Annotated in this window: 15 protein-coding genes; 6 read left to right on the top strand and 9 right to left on the bottom strand. The window is 34.9% G+C overall.

The window, feature by feature from the left end; translation table 11 throughout:
- Positions 1 to 28 precede the first annotated feature (28 nt).
- Together AC1PU0_RS06450 and AC1PU0_RS06445 are read right to left on the bottom strand one after the other, a co-directional pair.
- Positions 29 to 364 (bottom strand): hypothetical protein, encoded by a 336-nt coding sequence (locus AC1PU0_RS06450; RefSeq protein WP_206848809.1) that lies wholly within the window; start codon positions 362 to 364, stop codon positions 29 to 31.
- A gap of 81 nt (positions 365 to 445) precedes the next feature.
- A complete protein-coding gene (locus AC1PU0_RS06445) occupies positions 446 to 1150 on the bottom strand; it encodes a zinc metallopeptidase (protein ID WP_479998784.1) in 705 nt (234 codons plus the stop codon).
- Between the two features lie 182 nt (positions 1151 to 1332).
- Here AC1PU0_RS06445 and AC1PU0_RS06440 point away from each other — a divergent pair, with 182 nt between their 5' ends.
- Positions 1333 to 1686 carry a YxeA family protein gene (locus tag AC1PU0_RS06440; protein ID WP_206848805.1) on the top strand — a complete coding sequence of 118 codons (354 nt, stop codon included), beginning with the start codon at positions 1333 to 1335 and terminating at the stop codon, positions 1684 to 1686.
- A gap of 55 nt (positions 1687 to 1741) precedes the next feature.
- Here AC1PU0_RS06440 and AC1PU0_RS06435 read toward each other — a convergent pair whose 3' ends face one another.
- Complete coding sequence (locus AC1PU0_RS06435; protein ID WP_206834360.1) at positions 1742 to 2746, bottom strand: nucleoid-associated protein; 1005 nt, start codon at positions 2744 to 2746, stop codon at positions 1742 to 1744.
- 191 nt (positions 2747 to 2937) lie between these two features.
- Entirely contained in the window at positions 2938 to 4404 is a 1467-nt protein-coding gene (gene treP / locus AC1PU0_RS06430; protein WP_206848803.1) for a PTS system trehalose-specific EIIBC component, read from the bottom strand.
- A gap of 271 nt (positions 4405 to 4675) precedes the next feature.
- Between treP and AC1PU0_RS06425 the strand changes: the two genes are divergently transcribed.
- A complete protein-coding gene (locus AC1PU0_RS06425) occupies positions 4676 to 6040 on the top strand; it encodes a TrkH family potassium uptake protein (RefSeq protein ID WP_206848801.1) in 1365 nt (454 codons plus the stop codon).
- 567 nt (positions 6041 to 6607) lie between these two features.
- Here the strand turns inward: AC1PU0_RS06425 and AC1PU0_RS06420 are convergent.
- From AC1PU0_RS06420 to AC1PU0_RS06405, 4 genes are all read right to left on the bottom strand, one after another.
- On the bottom strand, positions 6608 to 6808 hold the full coding sequence (locus tag AC1PU0_RS06420) for a cold-shock protein (RefSeq protein ID WP_010772775.1): 201 nt from the start codon (positions 6806 to 6808) through the stop codon (positions 6608 to 6610).
- Between the two features lie 331 nt (positions 6809 to 7139).
- The gene (locus tag AC1PU0_RS06415) at positions 7140 to 8123 is read right to left on the bottom strand and encodes a DUF3829 domain-containing protein (protein ID WP_206848799.1); all 984 of its coding nucleotides are present in this window, start codon (positions 8121 to 8123) and stop codon (positions 7140 to 7142) included.
- Positions 8124 to 8177: 54 nt separating this feature from the next.
- A complete protein-coding gene (locus tag AC1PU0_RS06410) occupies positions 8178 to 8681 on the bottom strand; it encodes an LURP-one-related/scramblase family protein (protein ID WP_069654524.1) in 504 nt (167 codons plus the stop codon).
- A gap of 40 nt (positions 8682 to 8721) precedes the next feature.
- Positions 8722 to 9627 carry a DUF5067 domain-containing protein gene (locus AC1PU0_RS06405; protein ID WP_111247411.1) on the bottom strand — a complete coding sequence of 302 codons (906 nt, stop codon included), beginning with the start codon at positions 9625 to 9627 and terminating at the stop codon, positions 8722 to 8724.
- Positions 9628 to 9817: 190 nt separating this feature from the next.
- Here AC1PU0_RS06405 and AC1PU0_RS06400 point away from each other — a divergent pair, with 190 nt between their 5' ends.
- Positions 9818 to 10192: a BlaI/MecI/CopY family transcriptional regulator gene (locus AC1PU0_RS06400; RefSeq protein WP_242596515.1), complete on the top strand. Its 375-nt coding sequence runs from the start codon at positions 9818 to 9820 to the stop codon at positions 10190 to 10192.
- Positions 10189 to 11307 (top strand): M56 family metallopeptidase, encoded by a 1119-nt coding sequence (locus AC1PU0_RS06395; RefSeq protein ID WP_206848797.1) that lies wholly within the window; start codon positions 10189 to 10191, stop codon positions 11305 to 11307. Before AC1PU0_RS06400 ends, AC1PU0_RS06395 begins: the two co-directional genes overlap by 4 nt.
- 73 nt (positions 11308 to 11380) lie before the next feature.
- Here AC1PU0_RS06395 and lepA read toward each other — a convergent pair whose 3' ends face one another.
- Positions 11381 to 13216 carry a translation elongation factor 4 gene (gene lepA, locus AC1PU0_RS06390; RefSeq protein WP_069654528.1) on the bottom strand — a complete coding sequence of 612 codons (1836 nt, stop codon included), beginning with the start codon at positions 13214 to 13216 and terminating at the stop codon, positions 11381 to 11383.
- A 325-nt stretch (positions 13217 to 13541) separates the two neighbouring features.
- On the opposite strand from lepA, the gene AC1PU0_RS06385 reads away from it, so the two are divergent.
- Both AC1PU0_RS06385 and AC1PU0_RS06380 read left to right on the top strand, forming a co-directional pair.
- A complete protein-coding gene (locus AC1PU0_RS06385) occupies positions 13542 to 14762 on the top strand; it encodes a GNAT family N-acetyltransferase (RefSeq protein WP_069654529.1) in 1221 nt (406 codons plus the stop codon).
- A 35-nt stretch (positions 14763 to 14797) separates the two neighbouring features.
- Positions 14798 to 15034: a DUF7662 domain-containing protein gene (locus tag AC1PU0_RS06380; RefSeq protein WP_206848796.1), complete on the top strand. Its 237-nt coding sequence runs from the start codon at positions 14798 to 14800 to the stop codon at positions 15032 to 15034.
- Positions 15035 to 15055 lie beyond the last annotated feature (21 nt).

Here is a 15055-nt window from a genome sequence, read left to right as displayed (position 1 = left end):
CCACTGCGAAAGTGGTTTGCCTACTATTTTAAATCATTTCTTCCACAAAACTAACGAAACGGTCTTTCAAATTCTCCGTATTGTCTTTTAAAGACTCACCATAAGAAGAGATTTTTTTACGACCGTCTTTGACTTTACCTAAAACGTTCATCATAGAATCAAGCTCATCATCAGATAAATCATCTACAATTCCTAGCAATTTTTCGTTGCCACCAAATTTATCATTTACGAATTTTTTTGCTTTAAATCGATTCGATACGTGGTAAACTTTCTTGACGATTTTCTCAGATGCAATTACCGCTACTGATACACCTGCTACCGCAGCAATACCTAAACCAATACTAATTTTTGTTGATGTTTTCATTCTTTTCAGCTCCTTCTTACTATCTATCTTTATGATAACACACTCTCAAAATTTGAGGTAACAAAACAGAATATACCATTCTTAATCTCTACGATTGTTTCCGCCAAATAAAATGATCAGGCGCAGTAATTGTAAAAATGTGGCTAAAGCAGCGGCGACATAGGTCAATGCTGCTGCAAATAATACTTTCCTTGCCATCGGTACTTCTTCTTCTGTCAAAATATTGCCATCTGATAGAATTTTTAACGCTCTACGAGACGCATTAAACTCTACTGGTAAAGTCACTAATTGGAAAAGTAATGCCAAAGAAAACGCCAAAATCCCAATATTGATCAATGTTTGGTTCCAACTAAGTAGTACGCCGACTAAAATAATTGGAAATGAAAGCGCGGAGCCAAAATTGGCTACTGGAACGATTGCAGCACGAATTTTCAATGGACTATACCCGGTATGATCTTGCACGGCATGCCCACATTCATGCGTTGCGACTCCAATTGCTGCAACAGATGTTGACTGAGCCGTCGCTTCTGATAAACTTAATATCTTGTTGCCAGAATTATAATTGTCAGTCAAATCTCCTGCAATTTGTTGCACACCGACATCATTGATCTGTTCTTTTTGCAAAATGTATTGAGCGGCTTTTGTGCCGGTTACATTGTTTCGGCTTTGAATTTTGTCATATTTTCTAAACGTACTATTTACGTAAGCTGACGCAGCCATTGAAATCAACAATCCTGCAATCACTAAGATATAAGTTGGATCAAATAGTGCATAAAAAGGCATCATTTTTTCATTCCTCCTGTTCTTTACTTCATTGTATCATGAGTTTCTAAAGAAAGTATAACTATACCTTGACGAATTTATGAACTCTAAAAATGTTTCTCTAACAAAATTGTCACATTATTTTAAGATAATCCGATGGCATATTTCCTCAAAAACAAGCATACTAGACATAAGAGGTGACGACAATGAAAAAATTTTTATTTTTTATCTTACCATTCATCCTTTTAACAGCAGGTGTTTGGTTTGGCTATAATTATTATTTTGGTGGCAAGGATTATTATACTCGTGTTGGAGAACCAGTTGAGGTAAGTACTGGAAAGTTTTCAAACGGTGAGAAATATACAGAGTATGATTATGAGCACACCGCATTTGATGAAAAAGGCGAAAAAACAGTTCAAAAAACATACGAAGTTAGAGCAAAACCATTGCGAATCAATGCTTATTTAAAATTAAAAATCAATCCTAGAAAAGGTGTTCTCAGCTGGGAAGAAGTTCCTGAAAAAGATGTTCCTAAAAAAGCGTTGGAAAAATTAAACTAAGACTAAAAAGAGGGTGGAACGTGACTCGTAGAGTCATGTTCTACCCCTTTTTTAGTTACAGTTGATTACTAATTTTTTCAATATTTTTCAACACAATCGATACGGTACCATCTGGGTTGTTCACAAATTCGATTAGATCGCCATTTCGATAAACTTCTATCGGTACGATCAATTCGATCCCATTGCTCATTTTTAATTTTTGCTTCCCAAATTTTTTCTCTGAAATTTCTCTAGCTTCTCGAACTGGAGGTGTTTTATCAACAAATTTTGATTCATTGACTTCATCTTGATATGCCATTCGTGCTGAAATATTTTCTTTAAAAACTAACTCAGCCACTTGTTCATTGTCGATCGTTCCAGTTTCTTCAATACTTTCATACACGGCTTCTTTCACAGAAGCAATCAACTCAAATTCATCTTCATTAAATTTTTTACCAATTCGTTTCACCGCTTTTTTGATTTCTTTCATATTTTCTTCTATAGAAGGAGCTGGCTGTGATTCAATCACTTTTTCTGAAAAATACCACACTTTTTCCCCTGAAAACTCATAACGTTTTTCTAGGAGCTCGTATGCTAAAGTATCTAGGTTGACGGTCATTCCTTCATCAGGCTTTTGTGATTTCGAAGGTAAAATAGCTCGATTGATGATCAATTTGTTATAAACAGCCTCATCTTCATAATCCACATAATGAGTGTAGCTTTCTTTATAGTTTAATTTGATCATTGCTAAATGCACCACCGTATCTAATTCGTATAAGATGAAAAGAACATCTGCACTCGGCGCATCTTCACTACCAGAATAAACATCATACCAGTGTTGAGCCAACTGTTGACTTTTTTGAATAAAATCATTAGGAATTCCTCTCATTTTATCAACAAAAGAACTTTCCTCTGCTAAAATACCTGTTTTTGTTTGAGCCGTCGAAAGCTTTGTTATCTTACTTGTTAGATAAACACGAATATACTCTGTGGTTAAATCTAATTCCTTTGCTGAAAATACTGGTGTTCCTGTTTCACGATCAATAATGTGTAAAATTGCACTTTTTAAATAAATATCCATCTGTCATTCTCCCTTTTTTTAAGCCCTATTTAGTCTACCCGAAAGAACAAAAAAAACCAACTATTTTTAGTATGAAAAATAGAATAACTTGTCTCATCTAACTAAAAAATAAAACGAGCAAAAGATCGTTCCCACAAAAAAAGGCCAGGACATCACTCTACAGGTCCCAACCTCTTTTTACGCACTTCTTATTATTTTTCTTCAGCAAACAAGTTCCCCGTCGCTTCATCGACAGGATCAAGTTTGTTAAAAATACCTTTTGTTCTGAAAATATACGTTAAAATAAATGGAATGATGAATGCAATCAACATTGCGCCGAAAAATGGTACGTAGTATTGAGGAACGATAGATAAAATACCAGGTAATCCACCAACCCCAATACTGATTGCCTTCACATCAAACAATGTGGAAAATAGTCCCGCACAAGCAGAGCCGATCATACCAGCAATAAAAGGGTAAACATACTTCAAATTAATCCCAAACATTGCCGGTTCTGTAACACCTAAGTAACAAGAAATCATCGCTGGAATCGAAACTTGCTCTTCTTCTTTATTTCCTCTGTGCATAAAGACTACAGCTAATACAGCAGATCCTTGAGCAATATTTGATAATGCAATCATCGGCCATAAATTGGTTGATTGAAAATCAGCAATCAATTGTAAATCAATCGCATTCGTCATATGATGCAGTCCTGTAATAACTAGCGGAGCATACATAAAACCAAATACGGCGCCAAACAACCAGTTAAGAGATGAGGTCAACCCAGCATTCACGATATCTGAAATCCAGCTTCCAATTGCCCAACCAATAGGACCTAAGATCACGTGAGCGGCAATGACTGTTGGAACGAGTGCAAATAGTGGTACAAAAATCATGGAAACTGCTTGTGGTATAACTTTTCTGAAGAAGATTTCTAAATACGCCAATAAAAATCCTGCTAACATAGCTGGAATAACTTGAGCTTGGTACCCAATCATATTTACTTGAGCAAAACCAAAATCCCAAAAAGGGATATCTGCGGCGGCTGTACTTGCAACAGAATATGCATTTAGTAATTGTGGTGATACTAACGTAATCCCTAAAACAATCCCCAGAATTTGAGTTGTGCCCATTTTTTTAGTAATACTCCACGTAATACCTACTGGTAAGAATTGGAAAATCGCTTCACCAATCAGCCATAAAAATGAATTGACACCACTCCAAAATTGGGATACTTCAACTATTTTCTGACCCTCTAAAAAACCAAATGGTATCCCTTCCAATACATTGCGAAAACCTAGAATCAATCCACCAATAACTAAAGCTGGAATCAACGGTGTAAAAATTTCCGCTAAAACTGAGATTGCTCGTTGAACAGGATTAAGATTTTGTTTTGCCGCTGCCTTCCCTTGCTCTTTGGAAACGCCTTCAAGTCCTGAAATAGTAGAAAATTCATTATAAAATTGCGGTACCTCATTGCCTATAATGACCTGAAATTGCCCTGCATTTGTAAATGTTCCTTTGACAGACGGAATCTTCTCAATCGCTGCAGTATCTGCTTTATTCGGATCGTTTAGAACAAATCGCATCCGCGTTGCACAATGTGAAACAGCTGCGATATTTTCTTTTCCCCCTACATCTTCTAACAGTTTTTTTGCGTCTTCTTGAAACTTACCCATTTCCTTTGCTCCCCTCTTTAACTTGTATATACAATTAAGTTGTATTTGTATAATACTTTATTATTTGATTTTTTACAAGCGTTTTCTTTTTTTAAATGAAAACTTTTTTTGTATTATTTTTCGTCATAGGAACAAAGACTTACATCACAAAACAAAAGCGATGATTTTACTTTTTCAAATTACTGGAAATTATTCCATTAAATGGTACACTTGGATTTACCAAATAAAAATAAAAAAACTGTTTATAACATTAGTAATGACCGGAGGAAAGATGAAAAAAAATAAACTTGCTACTAAATTAAAAAAACGCTTATCAGCTGTTCAAGTTTTAGCTTTGGGTTTTATTGTCTTAATTTTTGTTGGCGGAATACTTTTGACTTTCCCAATGTTTTCGCGCAGTGGAAATGCCACGCCATTCATTGACGCTTTATTTACAGCCGTATCTGCGGTTTGTGTCACTGGTTTAACAACACTTAATACTGCTTTACATTGGAACGCGTATGGACAATTGATCATTATGGTTCTAATTGAAATTGGTGGCTTGGGCTTTATGACGATGCCTGTACTTCTCTATTTTGTCTTACGAAAAAAAATAACCTTAAGTACACGAATGTTATTAAGGGAAGCCCTGAATTTAGATGACATGTCTGGTGCATTTCGTTTGATGATATACGTTGTTAAATTTGCTGCTGTAATTCAACTAGTTGGTGCTGCACTCCTTTCAATTGAATTTGTACCCGAGTTTGGTTGGAAAAAAGGGCTTTTCTACGGTCTCTTCCATTCTATTTCTAGTTTTTGTAATGCTGGTTTTGATTTATTAGGGGACAGCTTAACCCCGTATCAAACAAAGCCATATGTTTTGCTCGTCATTGCTATTCTGATTATTTCTGGCGGTCTTGGTTTTATTGTATGGCAGGATTTGTTGCGCTTTAAAAAGAAACGAAAGTTTTCTTTACATACAAAAATTGCTTTGATTACAACGGGGGCTTTACTGCTCGGGGGCTTTATCCTATTTTTTATTACAGAACACAATGCAAGCAATTTAACAACTGGTACAACCTTTTTTGAGCGTCTAGCCAATACATTCTTTATGTCGGTTACGCCAAGAACAGCAGGCTATTATTCCATCGATTATATGCAAATGACAAACGCTGGATTGATCACAACTATTTTTCTGATGTATGTGGGTGGAACATCTGGATCAACTGCTGGTGGCCTAAAAACGACAACATTTGCTGTACTGGTCATTCAAATCGTTTCAATCTTCAAGGGGCGCACACGAGCTGAATTTAATGGGCGTACGATTCGAGACAGCACCGTCTTTCGTGCTTTAACCTTATTCTTTATCACATTGACATTATGCGTCATTTCAATCATGATTTTAACCATCACTGAAACGATTCCGGAGTCTTCTGGTATTGAGTATGTGGCATTTGAAGTCTTTTCTGCCTTTGGTACTGTCGGACTAACCATGGGTTTGACTCCTGATTTAACAGTTGCTGGAAAAATCATGATTATGTTACTGATGTATATTGGCCGAGTAGGAATTTATACGGTTGGTTTTTCACTTCTAACAAGAGGACAAAAACAACAAGCTAAGTTTAAATACCCTGATGAAAGCGTAATGATTGGATAATAAAAAAGACACACAAAGAATTTTTTCTTTATGTGTCTTTTTTGTTTCTTTTTTCAATTATTTTTATGTTAATCATCGCTTATTTAAAAATAAAAAATCCCACCCTCTAAAGAAGGTGGGAAAAGGAGTTTTACTCTAAAGAGTAAAATGAAAAAATAAAAAGGGTTGTTGTTGGTATGAATTTATAATACTATTTTTTCAAATTAATATCAACTAATAACTCTCGTATACGATAAAAAATTTCAAAAATCGATCAAAAGGGTTTCTTTTTTCATATATTAAAAAAATTTTCCGCTTCTCTTTCGTGATAAAACTGTCCTATATGGCTCTATTGATAAGTGATAGTAATAAAAAACATCCCATCTCCATTAGAAGATGGGAAAAAGGAGTTTTTACTCTAAAAGAGTAAAATGAAAAAATAAAAAGGGTTGTTGTTGGTATAAGTGTATAATACTCGGCAATAAATAATTTTGCAAACAATATACTTCTACATTAATGACCGATTTCCATCTTTTCAAATACAAAAAAACGATCCAACTATCGTTGAATCGTTCTAAAAGGTTTAAATTAGTTTTTTACGATGTTTGTTGCTTGTGGTCCACGTTGACCTTCTTCGATATCAAATGATACGCTTTGACCTTCGTCTAAAGATTTGAATCCGTCACCTTGGATTGCTGAAAAGTGAGCGAATAAATCTGTTCCGTTATCTTGAGTAATAAAGCCAAAACCCTTATCTGCGTTAAACCATTTCACTGTACCTGTATTCATAAATGTGTTCCTCCTAGTGCTTTTAGCACGATTAATTTTGCAATACCTTTGTGATAAAAAAAAGAGGAATTAAAACACCCTTACGAATGAAATGACCTATTAATTTAAATTACAATTATACTACATTTATTATTATACGACGAAATTAGGTAAAAGTATACATTTGATTTTATTTATGAGAAAAAACTCATTTAACTTATTGCCTTCTTCATCTTCATCCCTTTTACTTAGTAAAATCCCACCTCAAATGAGGTGGGATAAGGATAGTTATTTGTTAAGGTATTGATTTTTCAGACTTGTTCAGTTTACTACATAATGACCGCTCATGCAATCATATTTTATTATAAACATCAATTAACTCTGAATAGCCATTTGATAGTTTCTCCATCACGTCAATCAGTGCTTCTTCTTCTCCCCCAAAACTTGCTGCTAGTTCGTTTGATAGACTCTTGAACTCTGAGGCTTTTTCTATAAATCGATCAATATAGATACTAGAAGTGGCTGAAGAAAATCCTTCTTTTTCTATATCTTTTGAATCTGTGGGTATTTTTTTTAACTCATCCAAAGCTTTAGAAACGTCAATGTTCACTCCAACATAGTTCTTAGTTGTTAAATCAATCCTACCCTCTTCAGCTATGCTGTTACTAACAACATCTCTGGCTTCTTTCGCTGTATCAAGAAACTCTAACATTCCTAATGAAATTTTATTGCCTTCTTTTTTATAAGCTTCTCGCTCTTTCTTCTCTGTTTCACTCATGAACGTTCGCATATTATCGGAGAAATTCTTTATCGGGTCGTTCATTTCTTTAGTGATCGATACTAATTTACTATTTAGCTCTTTTCCTTTTTCATCATGATCATTCAAAAAATCTTTTTCCTGATAATAACTCTCAATTTCTTCTAAAATCAATACTTCTTTTTTTAGGACTGTCAATAAAGGTTTTACATCCTCATCAATCGTCATTTTGGGTTTAGTCGAGAGTCTTTTTTCCGCTTCTTCTATCGCTCGTTGAACTGAACCAATTACTCCGATATACCCGAGTGCAGTTTTATCATCTGTCGGCACAAACTGACCGTCTCCATCCATATGTTTCTGTGCATAAGAATGTTCAATTTTTGCTAATTCACCTGACAAAACATTGAACAAGTCAACATAGGCATTATACTTATCTTTTTCTTCTTCTTCTATCTTAGAAGAATAAGAATCGTCATTCGCAAAATTTTCTTTTGCCTTTTCAAGCTTATTACAACCAGTCATAACAAAGACCACATTCAATACCAACAAGACCACAAACACGTTACTCTTATTTTTCATTTTAGTCTAATCCCTTTATTTAGTTATGTCGTAATCGCTTTCGTTATCAACAGATTATCGCTTCGTATAATAGATGCGATCCAACGCAATAGTTGTTAATAAAAACGCTTTTTGATCATGTGCATCATCAATCTCGATATGATATTCATCTCCACCTAAAGTCAGTTTTCTTTTATCAATATCACAAATAATTTTATCCTGCATCGTAAACTGGTGGCTGCCTGTCATTCCATAGCCTAATTTTACTTCTCCAATAGGTGAGTCAATCGTAAATTTATAGCTGAAAATATTTAACGAACGCGCCATAGAAACAATTTTTTGATCATCCACTAAAATATGATATTTTTTGAAATTGTAACTTAAAAATGACCCAATGATACTTAAGAAATTGACATCGGTTTCACATTTCGCCAATGTTTGACCGTCTAAATCTGTAATTTCAAATTTTTCTCTTCCTAAAAAACTTCCTTTTACTTTATATAGTGGATTTCCTGAACCGTCTAAAATCTCATAGGTTGGTTTTAATGCAACTAATTTTTGTTTGATAATATATTTCATCATAAAACTCCTTTTTTTACTCTTTTTTTATACATCCTTTTTATTTCTTTGCAGTGACTGCTATTTCCAATGTGTTGAGTAAGTGATATTCATCGTCATATACTTCCAAATTTACTGGTATCTCTTCGTTAGGAAGTTTAAAGATTTCGTAATATAACATCTCTCCATTTGGCTCTAAAGTGTCTCTATTAAGTGCTTTTGGATTAAGTTTGTCCAATTCGCCTAAAATCGTGGACTTTAGGTATTCGCCATTTTGACGAAAGAAAAAATAGGTTCTAAGTGGTGGGATCGACGTAATGTCTTTTTTATTTTTAAAGTTATAGTAAATGACCAGCGTTGGTTCATCGAAAACATCTCGCAGAATATCTGTCTCCGTGATTTCAACTTTGTATTGATCGGTTTCAATCGTATCACTTTTAGTTACATCTTTATTATCATACGATATTATTTCTAGCTTTTTTGCCTTGATATCCAACATATCAACTCGTTCATTTTTATAACTCGTATAAAGATAGCCTATCGGCGTTCCCTTAATTCGAAGGATATCACCACTTTTGGGCCAATTTTCTTTTTTTATACTAGACAAATTTAAATAAATCGGCGTATTCCGATTTCTCATCAAAAAGATTGATCCATACCATTGTCCATCTAAAGTATCATCCTTGGATTCAACTTGCTTAGGGTCGCCTTCCATTTTAGCCACAAAACTGATATCTTGCTCAAATTGCGTGGAATGTTCGACTAGCTTAGGCAAATTTGCATTCCTGGACAATTCATTGTATAGTTCTTCTTTTTCTTTTACTGAAGTGCTAGACGAAGTTGAAGGCATCGTTTGATCTGAGTAATGCCTCTCAGCTTCTGATTTTGTCTTATTCATCATTGAGCAAGCTGTTGTACTTCCAATCCCAATTAAAAAAATTATCCATAACAACCCTTTTTGTTTCACGTTACCGCTCCTTTTCTTTTAGTATTTTGATATTGATAAATTAATCGTTGGAATTGAGTGATAAGATTTTTCTTTATACCTACATCTTGTAGTTATATTATCATGCACTTTTCTATTTTGTCAATAGTCGTGTTATAATTGGATTGTTAGAACGAACGGATACATTTATTTATGAAAAAAGGAGAACCCTATGGCACTGAAAATATCTGATTCAGAATTAGAAATACTACGAATAATTTGGGCACATGACGGGCGCATGATGTTTTCTGAAATTGTTGATGCATTGCATGCTAAAGAATTTGAATGGAAAAATAATACTATTTTGACATTTCTAGCCCGTTTAACTGAAAAAAAAGTGTTACAGATTAAAAAAAGAGGTAGAAGAAATGAATATATTGTCTTGTTGACAGAAAAGGACTATGTCGAAAATGAAACAAAAGAATTTGTTGGAAAAGTGTATGAGGGTGAAGTTAAAGGCTTGATCGCTACGTTGGTTGAAAATGACTTAATTTCAAATCAAGAAATAGAAGATTTAAAAGACTATTGGGAAAAAAATAAAGAATGATTGCTGAAAAACTATTGAACTTACTTATTTCCCTCAGTATTTCAGGTTCAATTCTATTTGGCGCTTGGCTTATAGTTCACGCATTTTTGCAAAAAAAAATGTCAAGACGTTCTCACTATTATTTATTATTGATTGTTCTTTTGCGCTTTATTCTTCCTTTTTCTGCCGACCAGAGTTTTGTGGGTAGGTTCTTTTCGTCATTCGAAACCACTCCTTTTTATGAAACGCTCTATGGGTCTGCCATTCAAAGAAAACCTTCTGTTTTCATTGGAGAAAATGTTATTTTTAAGGACAATATCATTTTGGGAAGTAAAGAACAACCTTTTGCACCGTATATCTTATATTTTTGGTTGGCTATTGTTTTTTGTCTGCTGATACATAAAATCACTAAATACCAAAGCTTTGCGAAGTACATCAAATCGGATTGGCAACCCGTGGATAATCCAGATATTCTAGATATCCTAAGTGAAATTTGTGAAGAGAAAAAAATTACTTCTCCTATCGATCTGTTTACGACACCATTAGTCTCTTCTCCTTTACTGTTGGGTGTTACAAAAAATTATATTGTGTTGCCTCATGAAAAGTTGAGCAAAGAACAGCTTTACAATATCTTATCTCATGAAATAACGCATTATTCAAGTAAAGACATCTATTACAAATGGTTCATGCAATTCATTATATGTATTCATTGGTTTAATCCAGTCGTTTATTTTATCGGAAAAGTTATGAATCAAGAATGTGAGTACGCTTGTGATGAAGGGACTACACGTCATTTTACAAAAGAAGAATTTTATCAATACGGCGCTACACTGATTGAAATGGCAAAACATCCTGGAAGGTACAATGAGAAAGTAGGTCCGGTCACACTTTATGAAAATACTAACGAAATCAAAAAACGTTTAGACTCAATGCTAACTGCTCAAAAAAGAAAAAAAAACCGTCAATCAATTACGTTTTTGACTTTTGCTGGACTGATTGGTTTTGCCTTTAGCTTAGGTACCTATACAACAAGATCGACACCTGTCGAGGATACATTAGAAGAACAAACTACAGAAACTAGTTCCACTGAAACAGATACAACGAATAGCAAACCTTTGGGTCGGCATTTTTCGTAATAACATTTTTTATCCCACGTAATCTATACAAAAAAAATCCGCTCTGAATGTTCAGTTAGCGGATTTTTTGTTCTTATTTTTTCGGTTCGTCCTCGTCCATTTTCAAAACTGCCATGAAGGCTTCTTGTGGTACTTCAACAGAACCAACTTGTTTCATTCGTTTTTTACCATCTTTTTGTTTCTCTAACAACTTACGTTTACGTGAAATATCCCCACCATAACACTTAGCCAAAACGTTTTTACGCAGTGCTTTGATGGTTGAACGGGCAGTGATTTTTTGACCAATGGCTGCCTGAACAGGTACTTCAAATTGTTGTCTAGGGATTAGCTTTTTCAATTTCTCAACAATGACTTTCCCACGTTCGAAAGCGAAATCTTTATGCACAATAAAACTTAGCGCATCAACTTTTTCTGAATTTAATAAGATATCCATCTTAGATAAATTACTCTTACGGTAGCCAATCATTTCATAGTCTAATGAAGCGTACCCTTTTGTTCCTGATTTCAAACGGTCGAAGAAATCATAAACGATTTCTGATAAAGGCATATCATAAATAACATTCACTCGGTATTCATCCAAGTAATCCATCGTCACAAATTCTCCACGTTTTCGTTGAGAGATTTCCATTACAGCACCAACATATTCATTTGGTACCATAATCGTTGCTTTGACATATGGTTCTTCTACAAAATCTACTGTACTTTGATCTGGAAATTCAGCTGGATTATCCACTACGATTTTTGTACCGTCTGTTTTAGTGACATGATAGATTACGGATGGCGCTGTTGTAATCAAATCAAGATTGAATTCTCGTTCTAATCGTTCTTGGATAACATCCATATGCAGCAAGCCTAAGAATCCACAGCGATATCCGAAGCCTAAAGCTTGAGAAGATTCTGCTTCAAATTGCAAAGCAGCATCATTTAATTGTAGTTTCTCCAAAGCTTCACGTAATTCTACATAACGTGAATTGTCGATTGGATACAATCCACAATAGACCATCGGATTCATTTTACGATACCCTGCTAATGGTTCTTTTGCAGGATTATCCGCTAAAGTTACAGTGTCCCCTACTTGCGTATCTTGAACCGTTTTGATTGCTGCTGTAATGTAACCAACATCGCCCACCATTAAAAAGTCACGACTGATTGGTTTCGGTGAAAAAATACCCACATCGGTCACTTCGAAGGTTTTATTATTATTCATCATCATGATTTTATCGCCAGGTTTTACTACCCCGTCCATAATGCGAACATTTAAAATAACACCACGATAACTATCATAAACTGAATCAAAGATCAGTGCTTTTAATGGTGCTTCGAGATCCCCTGTTGGCGCCGGAACAAGATCTACGATTTGTTCTAAAATATCTTCGATTCCAATACCTGCTTTGGCACTAGCCAAAACAGCTTCACTCGCATCGATTCCGATCACATCTTCGATTTCGGTACGAACTCTTTCTGGATCTGCCGCTGGTAAATCGATTTTATTGATAACTGGAATAATTTCCAAGTCATTATCCAAAGCCAAATAAACATTCGCCAATGTCTGTGCTTCGATTCCTTGCGCCGCATCCACAACTAAAATAGCCCCTTCACAGGCTGCTAAGCTTCTTGATACTTCATACGTAAAATCGACATGTCCAGGCGTATCGATCAAGTGGAAGATATAGTCTTCTCCGTCTTTTGCCGTATAGGTCAATTCAACTGCATTTAGTTTGATTGTAATACCACGTTCACGCTCTAAATCCATCGCATCTAGCAATTGATCTTGCATTTCGCGATCTGACACAGTTTCCGTCTTTTGTAAGATTCGATCAGCAAGCGTTGATTTCCCATGGTCAATGTGAGCAATAATGGAAAAGTTACGAATTTTTTCTTGTCTTTGCTTCATTTCATTTATATTCATTCATAGTCCTCATTTCTTTTATGAAAAGCTGAATGAGCTTGTGATTTTGTTCAATCAAATCGTACTGGCTCATCGCTCAGATCATTTTCAATCAGCACTTTTCATTATAACAAGATTTCCATCAGAATTAAAGAACTTTCCCGCGTTTCCCTATTATGCTTATAAATCGATTGATAGCTTATAAAAGACTTCGTGATTTGCTCTATCATCTTGAAGCCTTTATTTCACAAAAAAATCTTTCTTTATCTTTTTTTAGTGATTAATACTCTATTTATTCCCCTTTTTTTGATATACTGGGAATAGAAAAACAATTGGAGATGGAAAAATGGACCAAAAAGAGTTCAGAGAACATTTAGAATTAAAAGCGGTAGATGAGAAATATGTGGATCAGTTTAATGAATTGTTAAGCTATGTCTTTCAATTTACGGAAGCTGATTTAGAAGAAAGTGGCTATGAAAGTAAAAAAGAATTAATAAAATCAAAACAGCCAATTTTAGAGCAATCAAAAGTATTCGGCTGGTTTCATGAGGATCAATTGATTTCACAAATTGCCATTTACCCCTGTGAAGTAAACATTCATGGGAAACTTTTCAAAATGGGCGGTATAACGGGTGTCGGTACTTATCCTGAATATGCGAACCATGGCTTGATGCAGGATCTGATTCATCTTGCTCTTAAAAATATGCGGGAAGATCAACAATGGATTTCTTATCTTTATCCATACAGTATTCCTTACTATCGCAGAAAAGGCTGGGAAATCATGTCAGATAAATTATCTTTCAAGATTCGTGATACCCAATTGCCTAAACAAGTCAATGTTCCTGGAATGATCGAACGCGTGAGTGTTGATCATGAGGATGTCTTTACTGTGTATGCAAAATTTGCTCGTCAAAATCATGGCGCCTTAATCCGTAGTGAGTTTAACTGGGAAGAATACTGGCGATTTGAAAATGAAGACGAACGTACAGCTGCAATTTATTACGGGGCAAATCAAGAACCTTTAGGTGTGTTATTTTACTGGGTAGCTGAAGATGTGTTTCATATCAAGGAAATGTTTTACATCAACCAAGAAGCGCGAAATGCTTTGTGGAATTTCATTTCGGCTCATTTCTCAATGATTGATTGGGCTGAAGGCGATATTTATAAAAACGAGCCCCTAGCCTTTTTGTTAGACGACAGCCAAATCAAAGAAACAATTGAGCCTTATTATATGGCTAGAATCGTGGATGTAAAAGAAATGTTGCTAGCATATCCCTATTCCAGTACCGCAAAACCGTTTCATTTTGTCGTTAGCGATCCAGTTGCTGAATGGAATAATGGGGTGTTTAGTTTATTATGGGATGAAGAAGATCAAGTATCTGTAACAGATGAACCTCTGGGGCAGCCTGTACACATTGATATTCAAACGTTAACTTGTTTATTGATGAATTACCGTCGACCAACTTATCTCCATCGAATCGAACGGTTAACTACGGATAAAGAAACATTGCATTCATTAGAGCGAATTTTGCCTGATCAAGAAGCTTATTTTAGCGATTATTTTTGATCCTATTAAAAAAATGCTCAACAAAGGATGATTTTATGAAGGACTATCTTGTTATTCCAACTTTGCTAGCCAATACTACTAGCATGACATTATCATTTGCAGAAATAGAGGCAAAAATGATAGACAAGCACGGATTGCCTGAACTAGCTAAAACGTATAGCGCATGGTGGACAAAAAAAGAGCATTCGTTTTCAAGTGCATGGGCTGCTTATGGCTATCGTGTGGATAAGGTTGATTTAGTAAATCAACTTGTCTGTTTCTCAAAAAAATAAAAGGATACACTAACTTAGAGG

The organism is Enterococcus sp. XAF26B05_ASV22 (assembly GCF_056727285.1).
This window is presented reverse-complemented; position numbering and strand designations above follow the sequence as displayed.

What these genes read in the sequence shown, in the direction of transcription:
- AC1PU0_RS06450 (WP_206848809.1), bottom strand. Translation starts at nt 364, where the DNA reads ATGAAAACATCAACAAAAATTAGTATTGGTTTAGGTATTGCTGCGGTA.
- AC1PU0_RS06445 (WP_479998784.1), bottom strand. Translation starts at nt 1,150, where the DNA reads ATGATGCCTTTTTATGCACTATTTGATCCAACTTATATCTTAGTGATT.
- AC1PU0_RS06440 (WP_206848805.1), top strand. Translation starts at nt 1,333, where the DNA reads ATGAAAAAATTTTTATTTTTTATCTTACCATTCATCCTTTTAACAGCA.
- AC1PU0_RS06435 (WP_206834360.1), bottom strand. Translation starts at nt 2,746, where the DNA reads ATGGATATTTATTTAAAAAGTGCAATTTTACACATTATTGATCGTGAA.
- treP (WP_206848803.1), bottom strand. Translation starts at nt 4,404, where the DNA reads ATGGGTAAGTTTCAAGAAGACGCAAAAAAACTGTTAGAAGATGTAGGG.
- AC1PU0_RS06425 (WP_206848801.1), top strand. Translation starts at nt 4,676, where the DNA reads ATGAAAAAAAATAAACTTGCTACTAAATTAAAAAAACGCTTATCAGCT.
- AC1PU0_RS06420 (WP_010772775.1), bottom strand. Translation starts at nt 6,808, where the DNA reads ATGAATACAGGTACAGTGAAATGGTTTAACGCAGATAAGGGTTTTGGC.
- AC1PU0_RS06415 (WP_206848799.1), bottom strand. Translation starts at nt 8,123, where the DNA reads ATGAAAAATAAGAGTAACGTGTTTGTGGTCTTGTTGGTATTGAATGTG.
- AC1PU0_RS06410 (WP_069654524.1), bottom strand. Translation starts at nt 8,681, where the DNA reads ATGAAATATATTATCAAACAAAAATTAGTTGCATTAAAACCAACCTAT.
- AC1PU0_RS06400 (WP_242596515.1), top strand. Translation starts at nt 9,818, where the DNA reads ATGGCACTGAAAATATCTGATTCAGAATTAGAAATACTACGAATAATT.
- AC1PU0_RS06395 (WP_206848797.1), top strand. Translation starts at nt 10,189, where the DNA reads ATGATTGCTGAAAAACTATTGAACTTACTTATTTCCCTCAGTATTTCA.
- lepA (WP_069654528.1), bottom strand. Translation starts at nt 13,216, where the DNA reads ATGAATATAAATGAAATGAAGCAAAGACAAGAAAAAATTCGTAACTTT.
- AC1PU0_RS06385 (WP_069654529.1), top strand. Translation starts at nt 13,542, where the DNA reads ATGGACCAAAAAGAGTTCAGAGAACATTTAGAATTAAAAGCGGTAGAT.
- AC1PU0_RS06380 (WP_206848796.1), top strand. Translation starts at nt 14,798, where the DNA reads ATGAAGGACTATCTTGTTATTCCAACTTTGCTAGCCAATACTACTAGC.